At 66.1% G+C, this 22,073-nt stretch carries 30 protein-coding genes; 12 read left to right on the forward strand and 18 right to left on the reverse strand.

Annotated elements, in window-relative coordinates; genetic code table 11:
• Nucleotides 1-100 precede the first annotated feature (100 nt).
• From L5876_RS09150 to rpmE, 3 genes are all read left to right on the forward strand, one after another.
• The gene (locus L5876_RS09150) at nt 101-397 is read left to right on the forward strand and encodes a hypothetical protein (RefSeq protein WP_236955979.1); all 297 of its coding nucleotides are present in this window, start codon (nt 101-103) and stop codon (nt 395-397) included.
• A gap of 108 nt (nt 398-505) precedes the next feature.
• On the forward strand, nt 506-1,126 hold the full coding sequence (locus L5876_RS09155) for a class I SAM-dependent methyltransferase (protein WP_236955980.1): 621 nt from the start codon (nt 506-508) through the stop codon (nt 1,124-1,126).
• A 101-nt stretch (nt 1,127-1,227) separates the two neighbouring features.
• Nucleotides 1,228-1,446, forward strand: a complete 219-nt coding sequence (gene rpmE / locus L5876_RS09160; RefSeq protein WP_236955981.1) for a 50S ribosomal protein L31 — start codon at nt 1,228-1,230, stop codon at nt 1,444-1,446.
• A 75-nt stretch (nt 1,447-1,521) separates the two neighbouring features.
• On the opposite strand, the gene L5876_RS09165 is transcribed toward rpmE, so the two are convergent.
• A complete protein-coding gene (locus L5876_RS09165; protein WP_272906925.1) occupies nt 1,522-2,046 on the reverse strand; it encodes a DUF1465 family protein in 525 nt (174 codons plus the stop codon).
• 67 nt (nt 2,047-2,113) lie between these two features.
• The gene (locus L5876_RS09170) at nt 2,114-2,311 is read right to left on the reverse strand and encodes a DUF1192 domain-containing protein (protein WP_236955982.1); all 198 of its coding nucleotides are present in this window, start codon (nt 2,309-2,311) and stop codon (nt 2,114-2,116) included.
• A gap of 94 nt (nt 2,312-2,405) precedes the next feature.
• Between L5876_RS09170 and L5876_RS09175 the strand changes: the two genes are divergently transcribed.
• Nucleotides 2,406-3,392 (forward strand): NAD(P)H-quinone oxidoreductase, encoded by a 987-nt coding sequence (locus L5876_RS09175; RefSeq protein WP_236955983.1) that lies wholly within the window; start codon nt 2,406-2,408, stop codon nt 3,390-3,392.
• Nucleotides 3,393-3,570: 178 nt separating this feature from the next.
• Nucleotides 3,571-4,230 carry a DUF1013 domain-containing protein gene (locus tag L5876_RS09180; RefSeq protein WP_236955984.1) on the forward strand — a complete coding sequence of 220 codons (660 nt, stop codon included), beginning with the start codon at nt 3,571-3,573 and terminating at the stop codon, nt 4,228-4,230.
• A gap of 299 nt (nt 4,231-4,529) precedes the next feature.
• Here L5876_RS09180 and L5876_RS09185 read toward each other — a convergent pair whose 3' ends face one another.
• The 3 genes from L5876_RS09185 to L5876_RS09195 all read right to left on the reverse strand — a co-directional run bounded on the left by L5876_RS09185 (nt 4,530) and on the right by L5876_RS09195 (nt 6,497).
• The gene (locus tag L5876_RS09185) at nt 4,530-5,336 is read right to left on the reverse strand and encodes an SDR family NAD(P)-dependent oxidoreductase (RefSeq protein ID WP_236955985.1); all 807 of its coding nucleotides are present in this window, start codon (nt 5,334-5,336) and stop codon (nt 4,530-4,532) included.
• 30 nt (nt 5,337-5,366) lie between these two features.
• Nucleotides 5,367-6,239, reverse strand: coding sequence for a tetratricopeptide repeat protein (locus L5876_RS09190; RefSeq protein WP_236955987.1), 873 nt, complete (start codon nt 6,237-6,239; stop codon nt 5,367-5,369).
• Nucleotides 6,240-6,326: 87 nt separating this feature from the next.
• Nucleotides 6,327-6,497: a DUF465 domain-containing protein gene (locus tag L5876_RS09195; RefSeq protein ID WP_236955988.1), complete on the reverse strand. Its 171-nt coding sequence runs from the start codon at nt 6,495-6,497 to the stop codon at nt 6,327-6,329.
• Between the two features lie 90 nt (nt 6,498-6,587).
• Between L5876_RS09195 and L5876_RS09200 the strand changes: the two genes are divergently transcribed.
• The 3 genes from L5876_RS09200 (at nt 6,588) to L5876_RS09210 (ending at nt 7,953) form a co-directional block, all read left to right on the forward strand.
• Nucleotides 6,588-7,190, forward strand: a complete 603-nt coding sequence (locus tag L5876_RS09200; protein WP_236955989.1) for a UbiX family flavin prenyltransferase — start codon at nt 6,588-6,590, stop codon at nt 7,188-7,190.
• A complete protein-coding gene (locus L5876_RS09205; RefSeq protein ID WP_236955990.1) occupies nt 7,187-7,660 on the forward strand; it encodes a TIGR02444 family protein in 474 nt (157 codons plus the stop codon). The genes L5876_RS09200 and L5876_RS09205 overlap by 4 nt, the downstream gene beginning before the upstream one ends.
• An 80-nt stretch (nt 7,661-7,740) precedes the next feature.
• Nucleotides 7,741-7,953, forward strand: coding sequence for a YdcH family protein (locus L5876_RS09210; protein WP_236955991.1), 213 nt, complete (start codon nt 7,741-7,743; stop codon nt 7,951-7,953).
• A gap of 6 nt (nt 7,954-7,959) precedes the next feature.
• Here the strand turns inward: L5876_RS09210 and L5876_RS09215 are convergent, their stop codons facing one another.
• Nucleotides 7,960-8,697: a GGDEF domain-containing protein gene (locus L5876_RS09215; protein ID WP_236955992.1), complete on the reverse strand. Its 738-nt coding sequence runs from the start codon at nt 8,695-8,697 to the stop codon at nt 7,960-7,962.
• 153 nt (nt 8,698-8,850) lie between these two features.
• Between L5876_RS09215 and purE the strand changes: the two genes are divergently transcribed.
• Entirely contained in the window at nt 8,851-9,348 is a 498-nt protein-coding gene (gene purE, locus L5876_RS09220; RefSeq protein ID WP_236955993.1) for a 5-(carboxyamino)imidazole ribonucleotide mutase, read from the forward strand.
• A gap of 12 nt (nt 9,349-9,360) precedes the next feature.
• Nucleotides 9,361-10,440, forward strand: a complete 1,080-nt coding sequence (locus tag L5876_RS09225; protein WP_236955995.1) for a 5-(carboxyamino)imidazole ribonucleotide synthase — start codon at nt 9,361-9,363, stop codon at nt 10,438-10,440.
• Here the strand turns inward: L5876_RS09225 and L5876_RS09230 are convergent.
• On the reverse strand, nt 10,437-11,099 hold the full coding sequence (locus L5876_RS09230) for a COQ9 family protein (protein WP_236955997.1): 663 nt from the start codon (nt 11,097-11,099) through the stop codon (nt 10,437-10,439). The two genes, L5876_RS09225 and L5876_RS09230, sit on opposite strands and share 4 nt — an antisense overlap.
• Before the next feature lie 153 nt (nt 11,100-11,252).
• Between L5876_RS09230 and rpsU the strand changes: the two genes are divergently transcribed.
• Complete coding sequence (gene rpsU, locus L5876_RS09235; RefSeq protein WP_272906940.1) at nt 11,253-11,516, forward strand: 30S ribosomal protein S21; 264 nt, start codon at nt 11,253-11,255, stop codon at nt 11,514-11,516.
• 196 nt (nt 11,517-11,712) lie between these two features.
• Here rpsU and L5876_RS09240 read toward each other — a convergent pair whose 3' ends face one another.
• From L5876_RS09240 to L5876_RS09250, 3 genes are all read right to left on the reverse strand, one after another.
• Nucleotides 11,713-13,179: an ABC transporter permease gene (locus tag L5876_RS09240; protein WP_236956000.1), complete on the reverse strand. Its 1,467-nt coding sequence runs from the start codon at nt 13,177-13,179 to the stop codon at nt 11,713-11,715.
• Nucleotides 13,179-14,114 carry an ABC transporter ATP-binding protein gene (locus L5876_RS09245; RefSeq protein WP_236956001.1) on the reverse strand — a complete coding sequence of 312 codons (936 nt, stop codon included), beginning with the start codon at nt 14,112-14,114 and terminating at the stop codon, nt 13,179-13,181. The genes L5876_RS09240 and L5876_RS09245 overlap by 1 nt, the downstream gene beginning before the upstream one ends.
• 86 nt (nt 14,115-14,200) lie before the next feature.
• Complete coding sequence (locus tag L5876_RS09250; RefSeq protein WP_236956002.1) at nt 14,201-14,695, reverse strand: DinB family protein; 495 nt, start codon at nt 14,693-14,695, stop codon at nt 14,201-14,203.
• 42 nt (nt 14,696-14,737) lie between these two features.
• On the opposite strand from L5876_RS09250, the gene L5876_RS09255 reads away from it, so the two are divergent.
• A complete protein-coding gene (locus tag L5876_RS09255) occupies nt 14,738-15,067 on the forward strand; it encodes a TraR/DksA family transcriptional regulator (RefSeq protein ID WP_236956003.1) in 330 nt (109 codons plus the stop codon).
• A gap of 314 nt (nt 15,068-15,381) precedes the next feature.
• On the opposite strand, the gene L5876_RS09260 is transcribed toward L5876_RS09255, so the two are convergent.
• The 8 genes from L5876_RS09260 to L5876_RS09295 all read right to left on the reverse strand — a co-directional run bounded on the left by L5876_RS09260 (nt 15,382) and on the right by L5876_RS09295 (nt 21,761).
• Nucleotides 15,382-16,398, reverse strand: a complete 1,017-nt coding sequence (locus L5876_RS09260) for a peptidoglycan -binding protein (protein WP_236956004.1) — start codon at nt 16,396-16,398, stop codon at nt 15,382-15,384.
• Nucleotides 16,395-17,414 carry a hypothetical protein gene (locus L5876_RS09265; RefSeq protein ID WP_236956006.1) on the reverse strand — a complete coding sequence of 340 codons (1,020 nt, stop codon included), beginning with the start codon at nt 17,412-17,414 and terminating at the stop codon, nt 16,395-16,397. Before L5876_RS09265 ends, L5876_RS09260 begins: the two co-directional genes overlap by 4 nt.
• Before the next feature lie 65 nt (nt 17,415-17,479).
• Nucleotides 17,480-17,761, reverse strand: coding sequence for a hypothetical protein (locus tag L5876_RS09270; protein WP_236956008.1), 282 nt, complete (start codon nt 17,759-17,761; stop codon nt 17,480-17,482).
• A gap of 171 nt (nt 17,762-17,932) precedes the next feature.
• A complete protein-coding gene (locus L5876_RS09275; protein ID WP_272906941.1) occupies nt 17,933-18,706 on the reverse strand; it encodes an inositol monophosphatase family protein in 774 nt (257 codons plus the stop codon).
• 30 nt (nt 18,707-18,736) lie between these two features.
• Nucleotides 18,737-19,303, reverse strand: a complete 567-nt coding sequence (gene efp / locus L5876_RS09280; protein WP_236956011.1) for an elongation factor P — start codon at nt 19,301-19,303, stop codon at nt 18,737-18,739.
• Nucleotides 19,304-19,552: 249 nt separating this feature from the next.
• Nucleotides 19,553-20,695, reverse strand: a complete 1,143-nt coding sequence (locus L5876_RS09285) for a tetratricopeptide repeat protein (protein ID WP_236956013.1) — start codon at nt 20,693-20,695, stop codon at nt 19,553-19,555.
• A 1-nt stretch (nt 20,696) separates the two neighbouring features.
• Nucleotides 20,697-21,311, reverse strand: a complete 615-nt coding sequence (thiE, locus tag L5876_RS09290) for a thiamine phosphate synthase (RefSeq protein WP_236956014.1) — start codon at nt 21,309-21,311, stop codon at nt 20,697-20,699.
• Nucleotides 21,312-21,365: 54 nt separating this feature from the next.
• On the reverse strand, nt 21,366-21,761 hold the full coding sequence (locus L5876_RS09295; protein ID WP_236956015.1) for a hypothetical protein: 396 nt from the start codon (nt 21,759-21,761) through the stop codon (nt 21,366-21,368).
• Between the last annotated feature and the right edge of the window lie 312 nt (nt 21,762-22,073).

A 22,073-nucleotide genomic window follows, 5' to 3' on the forward strand; every position in this document is an offset into this window, starting at 1 on the left:
CTGGTTTGAACGCTCACCCCACCCCGCTCCCCTTCAAGGGGAGGGGTCATGCTCCATTCATATCCGGCAACGCACCCTGCCCGATGGGGAGGAGCGTGCCATGATCATCGAATCCATCCTGATTGCCGCGATGCTGGACAATCCGGTCGCGGAAGACTGCACATGGAACGGCATACCGCTCTATGGCGAAGTGGAGGTCGTCGAGAGTTTCGCCGACATCCAGGTCCAGGTCGTCAGCAGCTTTCCCGACCTGCGGGTGAAAACCGTGTCGAGTTTTCCCGATGATTGCGGGGAGTGGGAATTCGTCGAAAGCTTCCCGGACTTCACCATCGAATTCGTGGAAAGCTTTCCCGACATCCGCATCGAATTCGTGGAGAGTTTCCCGGGACGGGACTAGCTGTCGTCATTCCCGCGCAAGCCGGAATCCAGATTTTCGATTGCACTGGATCCCGACTTCCGTCGGGATGACGATGCGCAAGGGCAGGTTCCGGAGTATTCTCACCCCATGTCCTTCTACGAGAATCACATCCTGCCGCACATCATCGGCGCGGCCTGCGGCGTGAAGCCGATCCGCAAGCAACGCGAAAAGGTCGTGCCGGCCGCCGAAGGCGTGGTGCTGGAAGTCGGCATGGGGGCCGGGCCGAATCTGGAATTCTACGATCCGTCCAAGGTCAGTCTGGTCTACGGGCTGGAACCCTCCGAGGGCATGCGCCGCAAGGCGGCGAAGGCCATTGCCGCCAGCCCGGTTCCGGTGGAGACGCTGGACCTGCCGGGCGAGACTGTGCCGCTGGAGGATGCCAGCGTCGATACGGTCGTCCTGACCTATACGCTGTGCACCATTCCGGACTGGCAAAGGGCGATGGGCGAGATGCGCCGGGTGCTGAAACCCGGCGGCCGCCTCCTCTTCTCCGAGCACGGCCTCGCACCCGATGAAGGCGTCGCGACATGGCAGAGACGGATCGAACCGGTGTGGAAGCCGATCGCCGGCGGCTGCCATCTGACGCGGCCGATCGACCGGCTGATCGAGGCGGGCGGATTCGCCTTCGACCGCGTCGAGACGATGTATCTGCCGCGCTCGCCGAAGTTTGCCGGCTTCACCTATTGGGGCAGCGCGAAGCCGCGCTGACTCTTTCGCGCCGCACCGCTTGCCGGGTTTGAAAGCTTCCGTTATAAGCCGCCGCTCGATTGCCCGGCCCCGCCGGGTCCGACAGGTTTGGAGCGCGACCAATGAGAAAAGACATTCACCCGGACTATCACACCATCAATGTGGTGATGACGGACGGCACGAGTTTCCAGACGCGCTCGACCTACGGCAAGGAAGGCGACACGATCAATCTCGATATTGATCCGAAGACGCACCCGGCCTGGACCGGCGGCAACACGCAGCTGGTCGACCGCGGTGGCCGCGTTTCGCGCTTCAAGGACAAGTTCAAGGGCTTCGCCTGATCCATCAGGCCAGTGCCGGAAACACGAACGGCGCCCCGATGGGGCGCCGTTTTCATTTGTGCCCGGGGCTGAAAGCTAGTTTCCGAAGGCGGACCGCAACCGGTCCATCTGCGCGCCGACGCCATTGACCGAGGCCTGCGGCGGTTCGCCGGCGAAGAGATTTTCGTCAATGCGCTTCAGGCGGGCATAGAGCGTCCGGGACAGGGCGGCCAGATCGGCCAGTTCGACCGGGGCGGTCTCGCCATTCTCCGGCCAGTGCGGATCCTCGATCGAATCGGGGGGCAGGCGATAGCGTTCGCCCATCGCCTCATCGGCGCTCATCTCGCCCTCCGCGACCTGGCGCTGGACCAGCAGCCAGGAGGCGGCCTGCATCAGGCGCGTCGTCAGCTTCATGCTTTCCGCGGCATAGGCGAGCGCGCCGGCCCGGTCGAGTGCGCGGGAGTCATCACGGCCCGGCCCGTCGAGATAGGCAGCGGTGCGCTCGACCAGGTCCATGCCTTCGTGGAACAACTTGGCGAACATTTCCGAGGCGACGAAATCGGCAACCCGGGTCGCGGGCGTGGCGGCGGCATTACCGGGCGTGGCAATCATATCGGTCATCGGGACGCCATTACTCTACACAGCTTCAGTCGGGACAGCGGAAAGTTGTGCAAGCGCCGGGCCATCGTCACGACTTCCTGAAAACGGATTCAGCGGCAGCGCGCCCGGCGGTCTTGGACTGGATCATGGCCTCGGCGCGCGCGATCTCGCTGTTCAACAGCTCGACGCGTTCCTTCAGACCCTCGACGGAAAATTCGCTCAGATCCTCGCCCGGTGTGATGATGGTACGGCCCGTGCGCAATGGCAGGTCCCCCTCATCGAACATCGCACATGCCTCCCCTGACAAGACCGAACGTCCACGGATAGATTAGCGCAATCGAAGGGGCATGTCGCCCCGCGCGCCTGCAGGGAGTCCGGTAATGTCCGAGCACGGAATGTTTCGCGCGATCACCGCGCCGCAGCCGGGCGGTCCCGAAGCGCTTGTCCTCGAAAGGCGCGAGGTGTGTGAACCCGGGCCGGAAGACGTGCGTATTCGCGTTGCCGCGGCGGGCGTGAACAAGCCCGACACCTTTCAGCGCATGGGAGTCTATCCACCCCCGAAAGGGGCCAGCGACGTGCTGGGACTGGAGGTTTCCGGCACGGTCGACGCGGTGGGGCCCGACGTGACGCGCTGGAAAACCGGTGACGAGGTGTGCGCGCTTCTGCCCGGTGGCGGTTACGCGGAAATCGCGATCGCGCACCAGGGCTCTGTCCTGCCGAAGCCGGCCGGGGTGTCGCTGCGCGATGCTGCGGGATTGCCGGAGACGGTTTTCACCGTCTGGGCGAATGTGTTCGAAGCCGGGGCACTTCGTCCCGGCGAGACCTTCCTGATTCATGGCGGGGCGGGCGGCATCGGCACGACCGCGATCCAGATGGCCGCCGCTCACGGTGCGCGCGTCATCGCAACGGCGGGGTCGGACGAGAAATGCGCGCTGTGCCGGGAACTCGGGGCGGAGATCGCTGTAAACTACCGCGAGGCGGATTTCGTCGACGCGGTCGCGGCGGCGGGCGGCGCGGACGTGGTTCTCGACATGGTGGGCGGGGACTATGCCGACCGGAATCTGAAATGCCTGAACACCGGGGGCCGGCTGGTGCAGATCGCCTTCCTCAAGGGGTCGAGGGTCGAAATCGACATGATGCCGATCATGCTGAAGCGGCTGACCGTTACCGGATCGACATTGCGCGCGCGGCCGCTGGCGGAGAAGGCGCGGCTGGCTGCCGCCGTAGAAAAGACCGTCTGGCCGTGGATCGAAGCGGGAAAGATCCGGGTCGTGGCGGATGCGGTGTTTCCGCTCGAGGAGGCCGCCAAGGCGCATGCGCTGATCGATTCCAGCGGCCATGCGGGCAAGATCCTGCTCGTCCCGTAGTCGTGCCCTGAGTCAGGCGTCTTTTCACAGGGCGCAAGCTTCGCTATATCGGGCGCAGTTTCGCTCTTCTTCATGGTCCTCAATCAGGACAGGAGGAAAAGCGGCGGAAGCCCGAAAGCCCGGCAACCGCGCCGGGCTTTTTCTTTCGCACCACCCCCAATTTCCGGGAGCCGACACGATGACCGAAATCCTGATGCCGAAGGCGACCGCCGTCTGGCTCGTCGACAACACCTCGCTGAGCTTCGACCAGATCGCCGATTTCTGCGGCCTGCACCCGCTGGAAGTGAAGGGCATTGCCGATGGCGATGTCGCTGCCGGCGTACGCGGCGCGGACCCGGTCTCGAACGGCCAGCTGTCCCGCGACGAGATCGAGAAGGCGGAAAACGACGCGAAATACCGCATGAAGGCGGTGGCGCCGAAATATGCCGACCTGCACCAGCCGAACAAGAAGCGCGGCCCGCGCTACACGCCGCTGTCGCGCCGCCAGTCGCGCCCGGATGCCATCGCCTGGCTGGTCCGCAATCACCCGGAACTGACCGACGGCCAGATTTCCAAGCTTATCGGCACGACCAAGTCGACCATCGAATCCGTGCGTGAGCGCACGCACTGGAATTCGGCGAACATCAAGCCGACCGATCCGGTTTCACTCGGCCTGTGCAGCCAGGTGGATCTCGACGAGCAGGTCCGCAAATCCTCCTCGCGCCGCGCCAAGATGGAAAAGGAACGCGGACCGGAAGACGATACGCTGACGCCGTCCTTCGAGCCGCAGGCCGAAGAGAAGGAAGCCGGCTCGGAAATCACGCTGGAAACCCTGTTCGGCGAGACCAAGAAGGACTAGGCGAGAGCCCGTTCCGATACGTCAAAGGGCGGCCCCCAGGGCCGCCCTTTTTCATTCCGGTTCGATCGCCGTGCGCACCTTTCGTGCAAACGATGATGCACGGCAGTCGCCGAGAAAGTGACGCTCCCCGGTTTCGCGAAGCGAAGACCGGGGTCCGGAAATTTGGGATTGGATCCCGGATCGTCCTGACGGACGTCCGGGAAGCGTCAAACTGAACTGCCTGGGCGAGGTCGCTTCGCGAGCACCTCGGCATGAGGGAGATTACACCCGGAAGTGCCGCTCAATTCAGTGAGATATGATCACTCCGCATCGACCGTGTAGTTGAGCGCCAGGCGGCCGCCATCGGCATAGATGCATTCGCCGGTGATGTAGCTGGCATCGCTGGAAGCCAGAAAAGCGACGACGGAAGCGATCTCGTCCGGGTCGGCGACCCGGCGGATCGGGGTGCGCGACAGGACACGGTCCATGGCCGAACGGTCGTCGAGCACGGCTTTCAGCACGTCGGTGTTCACGCTGCCCGGGCCGACCGCGTTGACCCGGACACCATAAGGCGCGAGCGCCAGCGCCATCGACTTTGTCATCTGGTTGATCGCGCCCTTGGTGGCGCAATAGGCCAGCTGGTCGGCAATCGCGACGACGGAGTTGATCGACGACATGTTCACGATGGCATAGCGGCGGCGGACATCGTCGGGCCGTTCGCTGTCTTCGTCGATCTGTTCGACCATCTGCCGGGCGGCGGCGCGGGCGACCATGAAGCTGCCACGCAGATTGACGCCCATCACCTTGTCGAAATCGTCGTCCGAAAGGGTCAGGATATCGCCCTTGGCAATGATGCCGGCATTGTTGACGAGCACATCGAGCCGGCCGAAGGCGGAGCGCGTCTCGGCCAGCAGATTGTTGACCGACAGGCGGTCGGACACGTCGCAATCGACATAGAGCGCCCGGTCCTTGGCGGCGCCGAGTTCCTCGGCGAGCGCCTTGCCGGCGGCATCCTCTATATCGGCCACGACGACACGGAAGCCGTCTTCCGACAGGCGGCGCGCGCACGCCTTGCCGATACCGTTGGCTGCCCCTGTGACGATGGCAACACGATCCTGTGCGGGCAAAAGCGCCTCCTTGCCGCGCGGCCGTTCCGTTTACGGATTGGACGCGTGGGTGCGTTCGTAATCTTCGCGGATTTCGTCGCTGTCTGGCGTCAGCTCATAGGCCCGGGCGAAGAGCGGCAGTGCCTCCTCGACCTGGCCGGAATCTTCCAGCGCGCTGGCGAGCGAATGGATGATGGCGCCGCTTTCCGGTTCGGCTTCCACCGCCTGACGGCAGGTCGGCAGCGCGGTCTCGGGCTGACCGTTCTCGACCAGCGCCCAGCAGAGCGCATTCAGCGTGAACCCGCTTTCCGGTGCGGCTTCAACCGCGCGGCGCGCGTCGGCGACGGCGCGGTCATTCATGCCGAGTTCGAGGAAGGCGGCGGACCGGCTGATCCAGCCCGACGGCCAGGCCGGTTCGAGACGGGTCACCGTGTCGAAGGCCGCGACGGCTTCGGCCGGGCGGTCGAGTTCCATATAGGCGTCGCCGAGGAAGAGCGCGGCGAGCATGTCGTCCGGTAGCTCGGCGTTGGCGGCCTGCAGATCGCTGAGTGCGCCTTCGAGACGGCCGAGACGCAAGCGGGCGAGGCCGCGATTGCGGCGGACATAGGGGCTGTTCAGCGACGTGCCCTGCGTTTCGGCAATGGCGTAGGCGAGGTCGAATTCACGCAGCGCTTCTTCCCAGCGCTCGGCATAGAGATAGGCCCCGCCCAGCTGGGAATGCACGATGGCTTCCTGCTCGGGGTCGAGCGAGCGGCTTTCCAGACAGGCTTCGAACGAGGTGATGGCGGTTTCGGTCTCGTCGGCGCGCAGGGCGGCTTCGCCCGCGGCGCACGGATCCTCGATCTCGGCGACATTGGACTCCCTTTGCGCACAGGCGGGAGCACAAAGCGTCAGCGCGGCGATGAGGACGGATACGCGAATCATCAATACCAACTCCGGTCGGGCCATAATGGCAAACGGGGCGGACCCTATATAGGGCCGCCCCGCGAGATTCACAGGATCAAAAATGCGTCAATGCTTCCGTTTGAGCGCCTGGATCTCGTCCTTGAGCTTCAGCTTCTCCTTCTTGAGGCTGTTAAGTCGAAGCGAATCCGAACTCGGGTGCTTGACCTCCTCGTCGATCATGTCGTCCAGACGGTGATGACGGGCGTCGAGTTCACGGATACGGGCTTCGATGGCCATGAGAGCAACTCCTTGATGAAGCTAACGACGGGGTGATTGAAACACGTCCGTGCGCTATCTGTCACATCACGTTTAAAGACGAGGCTGAAAATGCGTGAACGATCGCGCCTTATCGTCGGGATCAGCGGCGCGTCCGGCGTCATCTACGGGGTGCGCGCACTGGCGGCCCTCAAGGATCTGGACGTCGAATCCCATCTCGTGGCCTCCAAGGCGGCGGAAATGACGCTCGGCTACGAGACCTCGCTGGAACCGCGAGAACTCAAGGCCATGGCCGACATGGCCTACAAGCCCGCCGATATCGGCGCGTCGATCGCCTCGGGGTCCTTCCGGACGCTCGGCATGCTGATCGCGCCCTGCTCGGTGCGCACGATGTCTGAAATCGCGACCGGCGTGACCTCCAGCCTGATGACGCGGGCCGCGGACGTGGTACTGAAGGAGCGGCGCAAGCTGGTCCTGATGGTGCGCGAGACGCCCTTCCACCTCGGGCATATCCGCACGATGGCGCAGCTGACCGAGATGGGCGCGATCATCATGCCGCCCCTGCCGGCCTTCTATGCCCGGCCGAAATCGCTCGAGGACATGGTCGACCAGTCGGTCGGCCGCGCGCTCGACCTGTTCGGTCTCGACTGGACACCCGTTCGGCGGTGGGGCGAGGAACTTGAGGGCGGGAAACGGCCTTCTTCAAAGGGATGACCGAGAGTCTGAAAACCTTTTCCCTGCGCATTTACGACGCCGAAGGCGTCCGCGAGGCGCTGCTCGACCTGCAGGACACGGCTGGATGCGACGTCACGCTGGTTCTGTGGTGCTGCTGGCTGGCGGCGATGGGCCGGATGCCGGGAGACGACCTCCAGATTGCGCTCGACTGGGGCCGGGACTGGGGAGATACCGTGACGCGGCCGCTGCGTGCGGCGCGGCGCGCGATCAAGCCGCATGCCGAGGCCGATGACGACATCGCCGTCCTGCGCCAGCGGGTGAAGACGATCGAGCTGGAGACCGAGATCATCACGCTGGAGCGGCTGGAGACCCGCGCACCGGGCGAGGCCGCGACGGGCGATTTCCGCGGACTTGCGGCCGCCAACCTCACCGCCTATGCCGCCGCGGCGGGACTAAATGCCTCATTCAAAACGCTCATTTCCCGGATTTTACCGGCGGTCGAAAAGTAGTAGTGTCCGCCCCCGTTGGCTGGCCCCGGTGGTGCCGGACGCGGTTTCCAATTCCACATTCCGGATGTGACACGTCGCACATGGGCGAAGATTTTCTCGATCAGGACGCGCTGAGAGCCCGCATCATGCAGTTGCGGAGCGAACACCGCGCGCTCGACGGGCAGATCACGGCGCTGATCGAAACCGGCGTGGCCGACCAGCTGAAAATCGCCCGGCTGAAAAAGGAAAAACTGTTCCTGAAGGACCGGATATCGGCCCTCGAGGATCAGATGACTCCGGATATCATCGCGTAGGGGCGATCAGGACGCGGCGCGTTCCTTGCCCGCCGCCTTGTTGGCGTACATCGCCGCATCGGCCTCAGCCAACGCGTCATCGGTCGTCATGCCCGCTTCCAGCGGCCACACGCCCCAGGCGGCCCCGACCTTCAACGCCTTGCCTTCGTGCTCGAAGGGCGATTCCGCGATCAGCGTCGCCAGCTGCTCGGCCTTGGTCTCGGCGGCAGCTTGCGTGGAGAGCGTCAGGACCACGCCGAACTCGTCCCCGCCCAGGCGGCCGATCGCGTCGGTTTCGCGCAGGTGCGAGGCGATCAGGTTGACGACGTGATGCAGCGCAATGTCGCCTGCGGCATGGCCGTGCGTGTCGTTGATCGCCTTGAAGCCGTTGAGGTCGAAGAAGACCAGCGCGGACGGCGCGTTGTGCCGTTCAGCCAGCGCGAGCGCCTTCGAGACTTCGCGCACGAAGGCGCGCCGGTTCAGCACCGGCAGCATGGCGTCGTGATCGGCGAGCGACTCCAGTTCGCGGACCCGCGTGCGCAGCTTTTCGGTTTCCTGGCGCAGCTGGTCGACCTCGCCCATCAGGGTCAGAAGCGCACGCTGGACATTCGGGGTCAGCTCCGGTTCCGGCACGCCCATGATCGAGGCGGCATCGCGCGGCGCCGCCTTGGCGGACGCCGCCGAAGAGCCGGACGACGCCGAGGCGCGTTTCGTGTCGCCCGCGGCGCGGGTGCTGCCGGATTGTTCGAGCCGTCCGATGCGCATGACCTGTCCTTCCCGGGAATGCGGGTGCAATCAAGGGCATGGTCGCGGCGCGCGGTTAAGAAAGGGTCAAGGTTAACCCGGAAACCCCAAGCCTGCTTGACGACGGCGCGGTGGTGTCTATGTTCGCGCGCTTCCTTTCGCCGGGAGGCTGAAATGCCCGCAGGCCACGAGACACCGGTCGTTGCGATCGTCATGGGATCGCGTTCGGACTGGCCGACGATGAAGCACGCCGCCGACATTCTGTCGGAACTGGGCGTCGCGCATGACTGCCGGGTCGTCTCCGCTCACCGCACACCGGACCGCATGACGGACTTCGCCAAGGGTGCGAAGGATGCCGGTCTGAAAGTGATCATTGCGGGGGCTGGCGGCGCCGCCCACCTGCCCGGCATGATCGCGTCGATGACCGCCCTGCCCGTGCTCGGTGTGCCGGTGGAATCGGCCGCGCTGAAGGGTCAGGACAGCCTCCTTTCCATCGTGCAGATGCCGGGCGGCGTGCCCGTCGGCACGTTGGCGATCGGCAAGGCGGGGGCGAAGAATGCGGGCCTGCTCGCCGCGTCCATCATTGCGCTCGGCGACGAGGCGGTCGCGCAACGTCTCGCCGACTGGCGCCAGGCCCAGACCGACAGCGTCCCCTTGAGCGTCGAAGACTAGGACCGACACCCCATGCGCCACGACACGCCGCTGCAACCCGGCGCCGCCATCGGCATTCTCGGCGGCGGACAGCTGGGGCGGATGCTGGCCATGGCCGGGGCGCAGCTGGGTTTCGACATCCACGTCTTCGACCCGGAACCCAACTGCCCCGCCGCGCGGGTGTGCGACCGGGCCTGGGCGGCGCCATGGGACGATCTCGGGGCCGTGCAGGCCTTTGCCGCGCGCTGCGCCGCCGTCACCTTCGAGTTCGAGAATGTGCCGCTCGCGGCGCTCAATGCCGCCGCTTCGGCCGCGCCGGTACGCCCCGGAGCCCGGTCGCTCGAACTGACCCAGGACCGGGTGACCGAGAAGGCCTTCATCAACGGGCTTGGCATCCCGACCGCGCCCTGGGCGGCGGTCGACTGCCTCGACACCCTCAAGGCCGCGATCGAAACGGTTGGTGCGCCATCCATCCTGAAAACCCGCCGCCTCGGCTATGACGGCAAGGGCCAGTCGCGCCTGAAGTCACCTTCCGACGCCGAAGCCGCATGGGACGAGATCGGCGGGCAGCCCGCCATCCTCGAAGGCTTCGCGCCGTTCACGCGCGAGCTCTCCGTCGTCGCGGCCCGCGCGCTCGACGGGACGGTCCTGCCCTTCCCGCTGGCGGAGAATGTCCACGGGGGCGGAATCCTGCGCGAATCCACCGGACCTGCCGAAGCCAACGCGGCGATCCGCGATCAGGCCATCGCCATCGCGGAGAAGATCGGCGCGGGCCTCGAGCATGTCGGCGTCTTCGCGGTCGAGCTGTTCGACATGGGCGAACAGGGCCTCTGGGTGAACGAGATCGCCCCGCGCGTGCACAATTCCGGGCACTGGACGATGGACGCCTGTCCGGCGAGCCAGTTCGAGCAGCATATGCGCGCGGTGGCCGGCTGGCCGCTCGGCGACCCCGCGCCGCACTCACGCTGCACGATGACCAATCTCATCGGGCATGATTTCGATGCGTGGGAAGACCTGATCGCGGACCCGGATGTCCGGCTGCACCTCTACGGCAAGCGCGCGGTGCGCGACGGCCGCAAGATGGGGCATGTGAACCGGCTGAAAAAGCTCTAGGGCCGACCCAGCCCGTAGCGCAGCTTGGCCAGAATGCCGGCCGGGTCAGGCAGGCCGGACGCCGCCTTGCGGACCTGCGCCTTCACCTTCTCGAACTGCATGACATTTTCTATCCGGCGATCGAGGAAGGCGGTGGCTTCTGCCTTGTCCTCACTCATGTCGGCCAGCCAGGCGGTGAGGCTCGACGTGTAAACCGCCGAGAGCGTCATCCGCTTGGTGTAGAAGTTGAAATCGGTCGAGGGATCGCCCAGCGCGCGCCAGATCATGTCGCTCGTCGTCCAGACCAGTTTCGCGCCCAGCCCCGCCGCATCGGGCAGGAGGAGACGGGCGCGGGCCTTGCGCGCGGCCTCCTCGTCAGGGCCGATCGCCTCGAGGCGCTGGCGCACGGCGAAGGTCACGCGCTCGCGAATCTTCATCGCGGCGAGGTCGGCGTCCTCGATCGCCTCGCGGGCCTGGCGGTCGAGTTCGAGCGACCAGAAGCCGATCAGGTCGAGCACGCCGCCGGTCAGATAGAGCTGCACCTCGCCGGTGCTCATCCCCGAATCCTTCGCGGCGGCAGCGAGGCTCGCCTCGTTCCAGCCGTCGAAGGCTGCATGGGGCAGAATCGCCTCCAGCAGGGCGAGGCGGGCGGTATCGGCACGGGTGCGGTTTGTCGTCATGGACAGGGGATTTAGCGTGGTATGACCGTCAAGTCATGTGGGGCGTGCTGAATCGCCGCGCAGCAGGTGTGGACAGCGGGTTTGTGCTCTGGTAAAGCCCCCGCCTCCAAGCGGACTTTGGAAAACGCGGCGTGATGGAACAGTTCCGCACGCCTGAAGCAGAACTCGGGAGAGCGGACCATAGTCGAGATCGTCGTACGCGATAACAACGTGGAGCAAGCGCTCCGCGCGCTGAAAAAGAAGATGCAGCGGGAAGGCACTTTCCGCGAGATGAAGCGCCGCACGCACTACGAGAAGCCCTCGGAGAAGCGCGCGCGTCAGAAGGCCGAGGCGATCCGTCGGGCCCGCAAGCTCGCCCGCAAGCGCGCCCAGCGCGAAGGCCTGCTGCCGCGCAAGGCGGGGACCGCACGCCGCTAGTCCAGTCCGCAGACGGATTAGAGATTTCATGGAAAACCCCGCACCTCACGGTGCGGGGTTTTTCTTTTTGAGGTTGATTGGCTTTTTGCGAGGTTTCTACCCCCGCTCGCGGGGGGAGTGCCCGAAGGGCGAGGGGGGGCATCCCCCTCCACCACTTCGTGGTCCCCCTCCCCCGTAAACGGGGGAGGAAACCCCGCTAGGCCGGCTTCTTCTTTCCCAGCTTCAGCAGCTTGCGGACCGAGTCGGCATTGGCCCGGCCGAGCGCGCCCTGACGGAAGACCGCCCCGGCGAGCGCGATCACGACGATGGCGAAGCCGACCATCAGGCCGGTGGTTGCCAGCATCTCCCACATCGGCGGATCGGACGGGATGCGCGCGATCATCACGAAGGGGGTCCAGATCGGGATCCAGGAGACGATCTGCACGACCGCGGAGTCGGGCGACTCGATGGCGGCCATCACCACGAAGAGCGGGATGAACATGACCAGCATGATCGGACTCATCAGCGTCTGGGCTTCCTGCAGCGTGTCGCACAGCGAGCCGATGGCGAGGAAGACCGCGCCATACATCAGATAGCCGATGATGAAATAGCCGAAGGCGGGCAGGAGCAGGCCCGGATCGAGCACCGCGCCGATGATATCGGCCACAGGCAGCTCGCTTACTTCGAGCAGGGTCTGCACGCCGACGAGGCCCAGCATACCCAGCCCGCCCCAGAAGATGAGGAGGGTGGCGGAGACCGCCGCGACGCCCATCAGCTTGCCGATCAGGATTTCGTGGAAGCGCGCCGAGGCGAGGAGGACTTCCAGCACCTTGTTGCCGCGTTCCTCGATCATCGCGGTCAGAAGCATGTTCACGACCGAGAAGATGATCGTCCACAGGATGAAGGCCATGGCGACGCCGACAACAAAGGGAATGCGTTCCGCCGTCGACACGGCAGCGGCCTCGCCGGTGCGCTCCGGGTTCAGTTCGCGGGCGTCGACATCGATCGCGTTGATCTCGTTCAGGAGGTCACGCGGCACGCCGGCATCGGCGAGGCGACGCTCGCGCAGGATGTCGGACAGGCGGTCCTGTACCCGATTCCGGAGCGCAGTATCGGTCAGCGAGGCGCTCCAGTAGTCGACCGTGACGCCGACCGGGCTGTCCGCATCATTGCGGATGATAATGGCGGCGAAGAGCGGCTGTTCGCCCTCTTCGGTCATGATCGTCTGTTCGCCCAGGAGGTAGGGCCGCAGGGCCTCCGCGTCGCGGGCGGGCGGATCGACCTCGATGAAGCGGCTCGACCCGTCGATGGAAACCGAGGACGCCGGCAGACCCAGCGCCTCGACCGCTTCGGGCAGGCCTTCAAGGCCCGGCTCCGCGTTCAGCGCGGCCTCCGCCGCGGGCAGCTGGTCTTCCCGGCCGAGCGGTTCGGCCGCGGCCCTCAGGGCTTCCAGCGCCTCGTCCCGGCTGCGCTGGGCAAAGGCGTCGCGCAGGGCTTCGGCATAACCGTCGCCCGTCTCGTCGATCATCGCGTAGTGACGGGTCGGCTGGGACCCCTCGATCAGGGCGGGCAGGCCGCCGCCAACGAGCATGAAGAGCGGCACGGACAGCAGGGACAGCCAGAAGCCCCAGGTCGCGACATAGGAGAGATACTCCCGGCGGGCGATGAGATAGATGGCGCGCATCAGGCCGGCTCCCGTTCCGCAGATTCGACAAGGTGGACGAAGGCCTCGTGCAGATGGGCGCGCACCGGCTCGAACCGGGCGAGGCGCACGCCGGCATCGACCAGCGCCTTCAGGGCATCCTGCGCATCGCTGCCCGGCGCGAGGTCGAGCGTGTAGCGGTGCGTGCCCTCACCCGTCATGCCATCATCGGTGACGGCGCCATGGGCGGCGAGAACCGGCCCGGCGCCGGGACCCTCACCGGTCTCGATCAGGACGCGGCGCGGCACGGTACCGAGCGCCTCGTTGACCGTGCCGTCAAAAACCTTGCGTCCCTTGGCGATCAGCACGATGCGGTCGCAGAGGCGTTCGGCGTGTTCCATGACGTGGGTGGAGAAGAGGATCGTTTTCCCGGCCTCGTTCTCGGCGCGAATCATGCGCTCGAGCACTTTCTGGTTCACCGGGTCGAGGCCGGAAAAGGGCTCGTCGAGAATGATGAATTCGGGGTCGTGCACCAGCGCGGCCGCGATCTGGACCTTCTGCGCCATGCCCTTCGACATTTCCTTGATCTTCTTCTTGCGGGCATCGCCGAGGCCGACGCGTTCCAGCATTTCGCCGGCGCGCTGACGCGCCTTGCCGGCGGACATGCCCTTCAGGCGTCCAAAGAAGGTGACGGCGTCTTCCGCGACCATCTTCTTGTAGATGCCGCGCTCTTCCGGGAGGAAGCCGACCCGGTCCAGCGTGCGGGCGTTCGGTGCCTTGCCGAAGAGGCGGGCGCGCCCCTCATCCGGTGTGATGATGCCCAGCGCCATGCGCAGCGAGGTGGTCTTGCCCGCGCCGTTCGGCCCCAGGAAGCCGGTGATCGTGCCGCGCTCGACGGTCAGATCCATCGCGCGGACGGCCGGTACGCCACCGAAGCGCTTGGTCGCGCCTTCCAGCGCGAGAATTGTCTCAGCCATGACTAAAGTCCCTCATTTCGCGGGCGAAGCTAGAGTGCGCCGCCGGGACTGGCCAGCGGTACGCTGCAACGGGGAATCCCGCCCCCTCAGGCGGCCGGCAGGGCGAAGTAGAGGAGGTCGAGCGGCGGTGGCTCCTGGCCCAGCTGGGAGAGGATGTGATGCGCCTGTCCGCGGTGGTGGGTCTGGTGGTTGAAGAGATGCGCCAGGATCAGACCGCGCTGCAGGTGATGCGGCTCGCCACGCGTGTTGGAATAGTGCACGTCTTCGCCGAAAGCCGTGTCATCCAGCGTGTCGACGAAAGCAACGATCCGCGCATCCATCGCCTCCCGGGCGGCGCGCAGCGCGTTGAAGTCCGGGAAGGGCATATCCGTCAGCTTCGTATGCGTCTCGCCCTCGCCTGTCAGGCGGTGCATCCAGATCCGGTCGGCGACGAGCAGGTGGTTCAGGGTTCCTGCGAGACAGGTGAAGAAAGCCCCCGTGTCGCGGTGCCATTCCTCATCGGTCAGCCTGGCGGCCGCCTCGTAGAGCCTTGCATTGGCCCAGGCGTTGTAGGCTGCAAATCGCTGGAAATGGGCGATCATTCCGGCTCTCCTTCGGCTGACGGCCATGCTACACCTCGCGGCATGACCCTTGATACCGACACGGTACGCAGTCGCCTTCTCGCCCTCAAATCCGAACTTATCGCGCTTTCCGAAAGTGCCCGTGACGACCGCAAGCCGGTCGAGCTCGACCAGCAGTCCGTCGGGCGGCTGTCGCGCCAGGATTCCCTGCAGGTTCAGGCCATGATGATGGCCGCCGACGCCCGCCGGACAAAGGAAGTCCGCCGCATCGATGCCGCACTGAGACGCCTTGATGAGGGCGAATACGGCTGGTGCGCCGAGTGCGGCGAGGCGATCACCCCGGCGCGGCTCGAGGCCGATCCCGCCGCGCCCCGGTGTGCGGGTTGTGCTTGAGCCACTTCCCTCCCCTCGAAGGGGAGGGGCGCGAGCGACGTCCATGAGGACGGCGGGAGCGGGGTGGGGTGACAAAGCAAGATTGTTCGACGTTTCCCGGACGCCCGTCAGGGCGGTCCGGGATCCGGACTAGACCCCGGTCTTCGCTGCGCGAAACCAGGGAAGGTCGGAGAAAAGTGACTTAAAGACCCCCACCCCGGTCGGCTGGCTGACGCACAGCCTCCCGGCCCTTCTCCCCTCGAAACGCTCCACTGGAGCGTTTCGCCCCACGGGACGGGTCAAAGCCTCAAGGGGGAGGGCAAATAGTCGTCACCCTACCGGCTGGTCAGCTTCAGTTCGATGCGGCGGTTGCGGGCATAGGCGTCCTCGGTGTCACCCTGCGCAATCGGCTGGTATTGGCCATAGCCCGCAGCGACCATGCGTTCCGGCGGGACGCCCAGATCCTCGAAATAATTGATCACCGAGATCGCCCGCGCAGCGGACAGGTGCCAGTTCGAGGGATAGGTCGACCGGATCGGGCGCGGATCGGTATGGCCCTCGATCTGGATCACCCAGTCGATATCGTCCGGAATTTCCTGCGTCAGCTGGATGATCGCCTCGGCGACGGGGCGCAGGCTTTCGCGGCCCTCATTCGAGATCGCGGCGGAGCCGGACGGGAAGATCACGTCGGATTCGAAGACGAAGCGGTCGCCGACAATGGAAATGCCGGTGCGGTTGCCGAGTATGTCGCGCAGGCGGCCGAAGAATTCCGAGCGGTAGCGCGCCAGTTCCGCCACACGGCTGGCCAATGCGGCGTTGAGGCGTTCGCCAAGATTGACGATCTCGCTGTTCAGTTCGGCTTCACGCGCCTCGGCGGCGTCGAGCAGGGCGGAGAGTTCCGCGATCTGGTCGCGCAGCGCCTGAGCCTGCAGGTTGAGCGCGGTCAGCTGGTCGGTCTGTTCGGCGTTGAGGGATTCGGATTCCACCAGCGTCGCCTGGGTGTCGTCGAGCTGACCCAGCACGATGACGAGCTGGTCGGACAATTCGTCCCGCTCCGCCTCGACATCGGACAGGGTCGCGCGCAGCGCCGTCATTTCGGTCGTCAGGCGCTGGTTCTCGCCGCGGGCGAGGCTGAGCTCATCGGTCAGCTGGGCGAGCTGGGTGTTCAGCTGCGCCAGCTGTTCGTCGCGGCCGGTCAGGGCGCGGCCGAGCGCGAACTGCCCCACGAGGAAGATCGACAGCAGGAAGACGATGACGAGCAGGAGCGTCGCCAGCGCGTCGACAAAGCCCGGCCAGTAATCACCGGAATCGCCGCTGTCGCCGAAGCGGGAAAGGCGGGGTGCGAAACTCACAGATCGCCGCCCCGCTCATGGCCGCCGCGATTGATGCGGACCTGCGCCTCGATGGCGCGCACGAGGACGCGGATCTCGTCGCGCAGGGCGCGGGCGGCTTCCTGCTGGCCGGCCGCGTTTTCCTGCGCCATGCGCCGCATCACCTCGTCGAGGTCGCGGGTGTGACGTTCCATGGTGAGCGCGAGGCGCTCCATGGTCTCGGCGGTCTGTTCCAGAAGCGCGCCGACATAAGCCGGGGAGACTTCACCGTCCGCCGTGGTCGTCGGCCCCGCCGCGGCGAGGCGCGACATGGAGGACAGCCATTCCTCGATCTCGTTGTAGAAACGGTTGTGGGCGCGGCTCGCCTGCAGGTCGAGGAAGCCGATGACCAACGACCCGGCAAGGCCGAAGAGCGAGGACGCGAAGGCCGTGCCCATACCCTGTATCGGTTCCTCGATCGCGGCCATCAGGCGCATCACGTCGGCTTCACCGCCGGTGGAGGACGCGGTCACGGCGCGCACCGCATCACCCACGTCCGACACGACGAGCAGCAGGCCCCAGAAAGTACCGAGGAGGCCGAGGAAGATCAGGAGACGGCCGAAATAGCGGGTGAGCGCTCCGGCCTCGGTCATCCGCGCGCCGACGGAATCAAGCACGGTGCGCACCGAGGCGGCCGACAGGCGGCTGCGCTTTCCGGTGTCGCTCATCATCGAAGCCATCGGCGCGATCATGGCGGGCGGGGTCGGCAGTTTCTCCTGCGGGTCGGCGGTCTGGTAACGGCGCAGCCAGCGCGCGGCCGGGCCGATGGCGATGGCCTGCAGGAAGGTGTAGGCGATGCCGACGAAGAGGACGGTGAGGATCAGGCCGTTGATATAGACATTGGCCATGAAGGCGGTCTCGATCGGCCCCGCAAGAAGCCCCGCGACCAGCGCGACGATCCCGACGAAAACCGCCATCCAGACCAGGTATTGGGCCGGCCCGGTAAAGCGCACGGCCGGAACCGCTTCGTCCTGCAATTCATCGTAACGCGACGGCATGCTCATCCCTTCCGCAATGCCCCGGCGGGTATCGGTGCCGGGACTTTCGGGCCATTCTTAGGCGCTTAGCGCCCGAATGTCGGCCCGTGAATGCGGTTGCCCGTTTCGCGGTCGTATCCGCAGGTGATGTCGCCGCCGCGCATTCCCGTGTCCGGGTCATAGGGAATGAGGGTGATCCAGCTTGTCTCGCCTTCTATGAGGACACGGACCCACCAGTCGCCGTCGCGGAATTCGGCGGCGAAATTCCCGATGGTTTCATCGGCCGCCGCGACACAGTCATGGATCGCGGCGCGGTGGTCCGGCGTAATCACGTATTCGGCGGGTTCGGGCGGTGTGTCGAAAGGCATGGCGGGAGGATAGCGCGTTTCAGCGTGTCTTCGCTATCCGTGGTTCAAAAAGACGTTCCCCGGTTTCGCGAAGCGAAGACCGGGGCCAAGTCGCGCGTGAAGTCATGGATCCCGGACCGGCTTCGCCGTCCGGGAAGCGTCAAGGTCTTGCCAATCAGAAACCGAGAATAATCAGGCCGCCGCCTGCAGCTTCTCGGTCAGCTTTTTCAGGATCGCTTCGTTGCCGGCGACGATGTTGCCGGTCGTCAGCACGTCCTTGCCGCCGTCAAGCTCGCCGATATAGCCACCCGCCTCGCGCACGAGGATCAGGCCCGCGGCAATGTCCCAGGCCTTGAGATCGCGTTCCCAGAAGGCATCGAAACGCCCGGCCGCGACCCAGGCGAGGTCGAGCGAGGCGGCGCCGTAGCGGCGCACGCCGGCGACGTTCGGCATCACCTGGTGCAGCTCTTTCAGGAAGCGGGCATGGCCCTTCTTGCCGAAGAAGGGCGTGCCGGTGGCGATGACGGATTCGTGCAGCTCGGTACGGCCCGCCACGCGCAGGCGGCGGTCATTGACCCAGGCGCCACGGCCCTTCTCGGCGTGGAACATCTCGTCATTGGCCGGATTGTAGACGAGGCCGGCGACGATCTCGCCCTCGCGCTCGAGCGCGATGGAGATCGCGAAATGCGGCATGCCGTGCAGGAAGTTCAGCGTGCCGTCGAGCGGGTCGACAATCCAGCGGTGGGTCTTGTCGGTGCCTTCGACCTCGCCGCGCTCTTCCATCAGGAAGCCGTAGCCCGGGCGGCCTTCGGCCAGATTCTCGAAGATGATCTCTTCGGCCTTGCGGTCTGCGGCGGACACGAAGTCCGCCGGACCCTTGCGGGCGACCTGGAGATGTTCGACTTCACCGAAATCACGCGACAGCTTGCGGCCCGCCTTGCGGGCGGCCGTCGACATGATCTGCATCAGGGCTGAGAGATTTGCCACGATCCCGGCCTAGTCCGCCCGGCGGACGTAGCTGCCGTCTTCGGTGGCGATGACGACCTTCTCGCCGACGCCGACGAAGGGCGGCACCGCGGTGCGCACGCCATTGGTCAGCACCGCCGGCTTGTAGGAGTTCGCCGCCGTCTGGCCCTTCACGACCGGCTCGGTGTCGGCGATTTCCAGTTCGACATGGGTCGGCAGAGTGATGCCGATCGGCTGTTCCTGGTGGAATTCCAGCGTCACCATCATGCCGTCCTGGAGGTAGGCGGCCTGCTCGTCGCCGACCCAGTCGCGCTGCAGCGCGATCTGCTCATAGGTGTCGGTGTCCATGAAGGTCAGCATCTCGCCGTCGGCGAACAGGAATTGGTGATCCTTCTGTTCCAGGCGGATGCGCTCGACCTTGTCGGCGGAGCGGAAACGCTCGTTCAGCTTGCGGCCGTCGAGGAGGTTCTTCAGCTCGACCTGGGCGAAGGCGCCGCCCTTGCCGGGCTTCACCGCCTCGGCCTTCACGACCGTCCAGAGCGTGCCCTGGTGCTCGATCGCCATGCCGGGCTTCAATTCATTGCCATTGATCTTCATGGGACGCGTTCCGCCTGACCTGAGAAAGAAGCGGCCCGTTCGATGCGGGCCGAAATCGCCGCGCGGCATAACAGTAGCGAAGCGAACCGGCAAGCGGGGGGTGCTTTGGAGGCGACGTACTTTGCCTTGTTTGCCCTCCCCCTTGAGGGGAGGGCCGGGAGGCTGAGCGGCAGCCAGCCGACCGGGGTGGGGGTGTCTTTCAGAAACGCTCACCCCACCCCGCTCCTTCAAGGGGAGGGAAATGCAGGATCACCCCCCGATGGCGAGGCGGGCTTCGATCTCGGTGCGCAGGCCGACGGGCAGGACGTTTTCCAGCCCGGCTTCGAGGCGCTGGCGGTCGACGTCCTCGTTGACGCTGCCATCCAGGTGGCGGCGCGCGCGCAGCGTCCAGTAATAGGCTTCCGGCAGGTCGGTCTCGACGCCGTCGCCGGTGGCGAGCGCGAGCGCATAGAGATAGGCCGACTCCCCGTCGCCGCCCTCGGCGCCCTGGCGGAACCAGCCGGCGGCGGCTTCCGGATCGGGGTCGGCGCCATTCCAGCCCTGGTGCAACATCAAGCCGTACTGGCCCTGTGCCGGAGCAAAGCCGAGCTCGGCCGACTGGCGCACCAGCGCCAGCGCCGCGACCGGGTCTTCCTCGCCGCCGACGCCTTCGGCGGCCATCAGCCCGACCTGCAGCGCGGCTTCGGCGTGGCCGGCCTCCGCGGCGCGGCCATACCAGTAGCGGGCGCGCTCATAATCCTGCGGGCCGCGCTCCCAGTCGTCGAGCATGCGGGCGAATTCATACATCGCCTCGGGGTGGTCCTGGCTGGCGGCGCGTTCGGCCCATTCCATCGCCTCGGCGGCGTCCTGGGGGATGGGCGAGGCCTTGAGGATGCGGGCGTGCTCGATCATGCCGAGGATGTGGCCCTCGCGGGCGGCACGGGCGAAGAAGCCCGGCGCGTCGGACGGCTGAAGACCGCCGCGGCCCTCGCGCGCCATGACGCCGAGATAATAGGTCGCGACCGGCTCCTCCAGAACGGAGGCACGGCGGAAGAAGCGGACCGCCGTCGCGTCATCGGCAGTCTCGATCACCCCGTTGAGGTGGATGAGACCGGCGAGCGTGGCACCGCGCGGCAGGCCGGCGGCCGACGCGGTCTCGGCGTAGAGCAGCGCGGTGCGGTAGTCGCCGGTAGCGAAGGCGAACTGCGCGCGGACCAGCGCCTCCTCGCCCGCCGTGGCCGGATCGTCCGGGTCGGCGGTTTCCTCCAGCCTGCGGAGCGCTTCGTCCTGCGCTTCGGCGTCGAGCACGTCGAAACCCTGCGGCAAAGCGGGGCGCGGAGTTTCGGTGACGGGAGGCGGGGTTTCCTGCGCCAGCGCGGCGGCCAGGAGGGCGGCGAACATCAGGGAGGTCATGTCAGGCTTTCACAAGCTGGGCAAAGGCGCGGACCGCTTCCACCGGTCCGGCCGCGTGATTCCAGATGCCCCCCGACACCGCGAGATAGTCCGCGCCCGCCGCGATCAGCGGGGCGGCATTGTCCACCGTGATGCCGCCGATGGCGACGCACGGGATTTCAAACAGCTCCGACCACCATTCGATCAATTCGGGATCGGCGGCGGTTTTCGCCGCCTTGGTCGTGGTCGGGAAGAAGGCGCCGAAAGCGACGTAGTCCGCGCCCTTTTCTCCCGCCTCCATCGCCAGATGGCGGCTGTCATGACAGGTGACGCCGATGATCCGCGCGGGTCCGAGCGTCTTGCGCGCCAGCGCGTAGGGCGCGTCCTGCTGGCCGATATGGACGCCGTCACAGCCGAGATCGAGCGCCAGCTGCGGATCGTCATTGAGGATCACCGCGACGCCGTGGCGGTGGGCGGTCTTGATCAGCGGCGGGGCGAGTTTGAGCAAGTCCTCGCGCGAATGGTCCTTCAGCCGGATCTGCAGCGCGCCGACCGGACCGGCGGACAGCGCCGCGTCCAGCGTGGTTTCAAAGCCCGGTTCGATCCGCGGCGGGGTGAGGATGTAGAGCTCGGCCATGGGCCAAGAATGAAGCCGAAAACCGCCGCGCGGGAAAGCGGCGATGCAGTGGCATCATCCCGCTGCGCAGTCCTCGGCGATCATCAGTTGGGCGGCGAGGGTTTCGAGGCCGCGCTCATTCGCGATGCGGCGACGCGCGAGCTCCGCGCCCGACATGTCCGCGAAGGCAAAGCAATACCAAGGCGCGTTTTCGTTGCCGGTATTGGTCATCGGGTGATCGAGGGTGAGCATCGGCACGACGCGGGCGTGGAAGGCCGCCTGCTCGCGTTCGGTAAAGCCGATATAGGGCGCGATCAGATACGCGCCCTCGCTGCCCGGCGGCGGTGCGCCCTGAAGGCCGGCGTCCGGACCCGGCTGCTGCACCGGCGGCAGGCCGCCCGCGCCGGGCTTCACCTGCGCGAGCGCCGGGGCCGGGAGCATCAGGGCAAGGATGAGGGCAAGGCGGATCATGGGCGGGAGTTGAGCGCAGATCGCGGAGCAAGGGAAGTCTGACGTTTCCCGGACGGCGAAGCCGATCCGGGATCCAGAGATTGCTTTCTTTATTGGACCCCGGTCTTCGCTTTGCGAAACCGGGGAGCGTCAACGAGAAGATTTTCGTCATTCCGGAGGACGCCGGAATCCAGAGCAAGCGCAACTCTGGACCCCGGCTTTCGTGTTGTGTCCCGTGAGATTGTTGAGGCGCTGAGCGGGGCTTTCGTAATCGAGACATCGCAGGCGGGTCTGGTTGTAGTTTCGGACGAAGTCGAGGATGTAGCGGTTTCG

Source organism: Hyphobacterium sp. SN044 (assembly GCF_021864465.1).
Taxonomy (GTDB): Bacteria; Pseudomonadota; Alphaproteobacteria; order Caulobacterales; family Maricaulaceae; genus Hyphobacterium.

What these genes read in the sequence shown, in the direction of transcription:
- L5876_RS09170 (WP_236955982.1), bottom strand. Translation starts at nt 2,311, where the DNA reads ATGTTCGATGAGGGGGACCTGCCATTGCGCACGGGCCGTACCATCATC.
- L5876_RS09205 (WP_236955990.1), top strand. Translation starts at nt 7,187, where the DNA reads ATGACCGAGAGTCTGAAAACCTTTTCCCTGCGCATTTACGACGCCGAA.
- L5876_RS09265 (WP_236956006.1), bottom strand. Translation starts at nt 17,414, where the DNA reads ATGCCGTCGCGTTACGATGAATTGCAGGACGAAGCGGTTCCGGCCGTG.
- L5876_RS09240 (WP_236956000.1), bottom strand. Translation starts at nt 13,179, where the DNA reads ATGCGCGCCATCTATCTCATCGCCCGCCGGGAGTATCTCTCCTATGTC.
- L5876_RS09225 (WP_236955995.1), top strand. Translation starts at nt 9,361, where the DNA reads ATGCGCCACGACACGCCGCTGCAACCCGGCGCCGCCATCGGCATTCTC.
- L5876_RS09285 (WP_236956013.1), bottom strand. Translation starts at nt 20,695, where the DNA reads ATGACCTCCCTGATGTTCGCCGCCCTCCTGGCCGCCGCGCTGGCGCAG.
- L5876_RS09195 (WP_236955988.1), bottom strand. Translation starts at nt 6,497, where the DNA reads ATGGCCATCGAAGCCCGTATCCGTGAACTCGACGCCCGTCATCACCGT.
- L5876_RS09155 (WP_236955980.1), top strand. Translation starts at nt 506, where the DNA reads ATGTCCTTCTACGAGAATCACATCCTGCCGCACATCATCGGCGCGGCC.
- L5876_RS09190 (WP_236955987.1), bottom strand. Translation starts at nt 6,239, where the DNA reads ATGATTCGCGTATCCGTCCTCATCGCCGCGCTGACGCTTTGTGCTCCC.
- L5876_RS09250 (WP_236956002.1), bottom strand. Translation starts at nt 14,695, where the DNA reads ATGATCGCCCATTTCCAGCGATTTGCAGCCTACAACGCCTGGGCCAAT.
- L5876_RS09275 (WP_272906941.1), bottom strand. Translation starts at nt 18,706, where the DNA reads ATGCAGATCATGTCGACGGCCGCCCGCAAGGCGGGCCGCAAGCTGTCG.
- thiE (WP_236956014.1), bottom strand. Translation starts at nt 21,311, where the DNA reads ATGGCCGAGCTCTACATCCTCACCCCGCCGCGGATCGAACCGGGCTTT.
- L5876_RS09255 (WP_236956003.1), top strand. Translation starts at nt 14,738, where the DNA reads ATGACCCTTGATACCGACACGGTACGCAGTCGCCTTCTCGCCCTCAAA.
- L5876_RS09215 (WP_236955992.1), bottom strand. Translation starts at nt 8,697, where the DNA reads ATGCGCATCGGACGGCTCGAACAATCCGGCAGCACCCGCGCCGCGGGC.
- L5876_RS09150 (WP_236955979.1), top strand. Translation starts at nt 101, where the DNA reads ATGATCATCGAATCCATCCTGATTGCCGCGATGCTGGACAATCCGGTC.
- L5876_RS09295 (WP_236956015.1), bottom strand. Translation starts at nt 21,761, where the DNA reads ATGATCCGCCTTGCCCTCATCCTTGCCCTGATGCTCCCGGCCCCGGCG.
- efp (WP_236956011.1), bottom strand. Translation starts at nt 19,303, where the DNA reads ATGAAGATCAATGGCAATGAATTGAAGCCCGGCATGGCGATCGAGCAC.
- L5876_RS09180 (WP_236955984.1), top strand. Translation starts at nt 3,571, where the DNA reads ATGACCGAAATCCTGATGCCGAAGGCGACCGCCGTCTGGCTCGTCGAC.
- rpmE (WP_236955981.1), top strand. Translation starts at nt 1,228, where the DNA reads ATGAGAAAAGACATTCACCCGGACTATCACACCATCAATGTGGTGATG.
- L5876_RS09270 (WP_236956008.1), bottom strand. Translation starts at nt 17,761, where the DNA reads ATGCCTTTCGACACACCGCCCGAACCCGCCGAATACGTGATTACGCCG.
- L5876_RS09230 (WP_236955997.1), bottom strand. Translation starts at nt 11,099, where the DNA reads ATGACGACAAACCGCACCCGTGCCGATACCGCCCGCCTCGCCCTGCTG.
- L5876_RS09175 (WP_236955983.1), top strand. Translation starts at nt 2,406, where the DNA reads ATGTCCGAGCACGGAATGTTTCGCGCGATCACCGCGCCGCAGCCGGGC.
- L5876_RS09200 (WP_236955989.1), top strand. Translation starts at nt 6,588, where the DNA reads ATGCGTGAACGATCGCGCCTTATCGTCGGGATCAGCGGCGCGTCCGGC.
- purE (WP_236955993.1), top strand. Translation starts at nt 8,851, where the DNA reads ATGCCCGCAGGCCACGAGACACCGGTCGTTGCGATCGTCATGGGATCG.
- L5876_RS09165 (WP_272906925.1), bottom strand. Translation starts at nt 2,046, where the DNA reads ATGACCGATATGATTGCCACGCCCGGTAATGCCGCCGCCACGCCCGCG.
- L5876_RS09210 (WP_236955991.1), top strand. Translation starts at nt 7,741, where the DNA reads ATGGGCGAAGATTTTCTCGATCAGGACGCGCTGAGAGCCCGCATCATG.
- L5876_RS09245 (WP_236956001.1), bottom strand. Translation starts at nt 14,114, where the DNA reads ATGGCTGAGACAATTCTCGCGCTGGAAGGCGCGACCAAGCGCTTCGGT.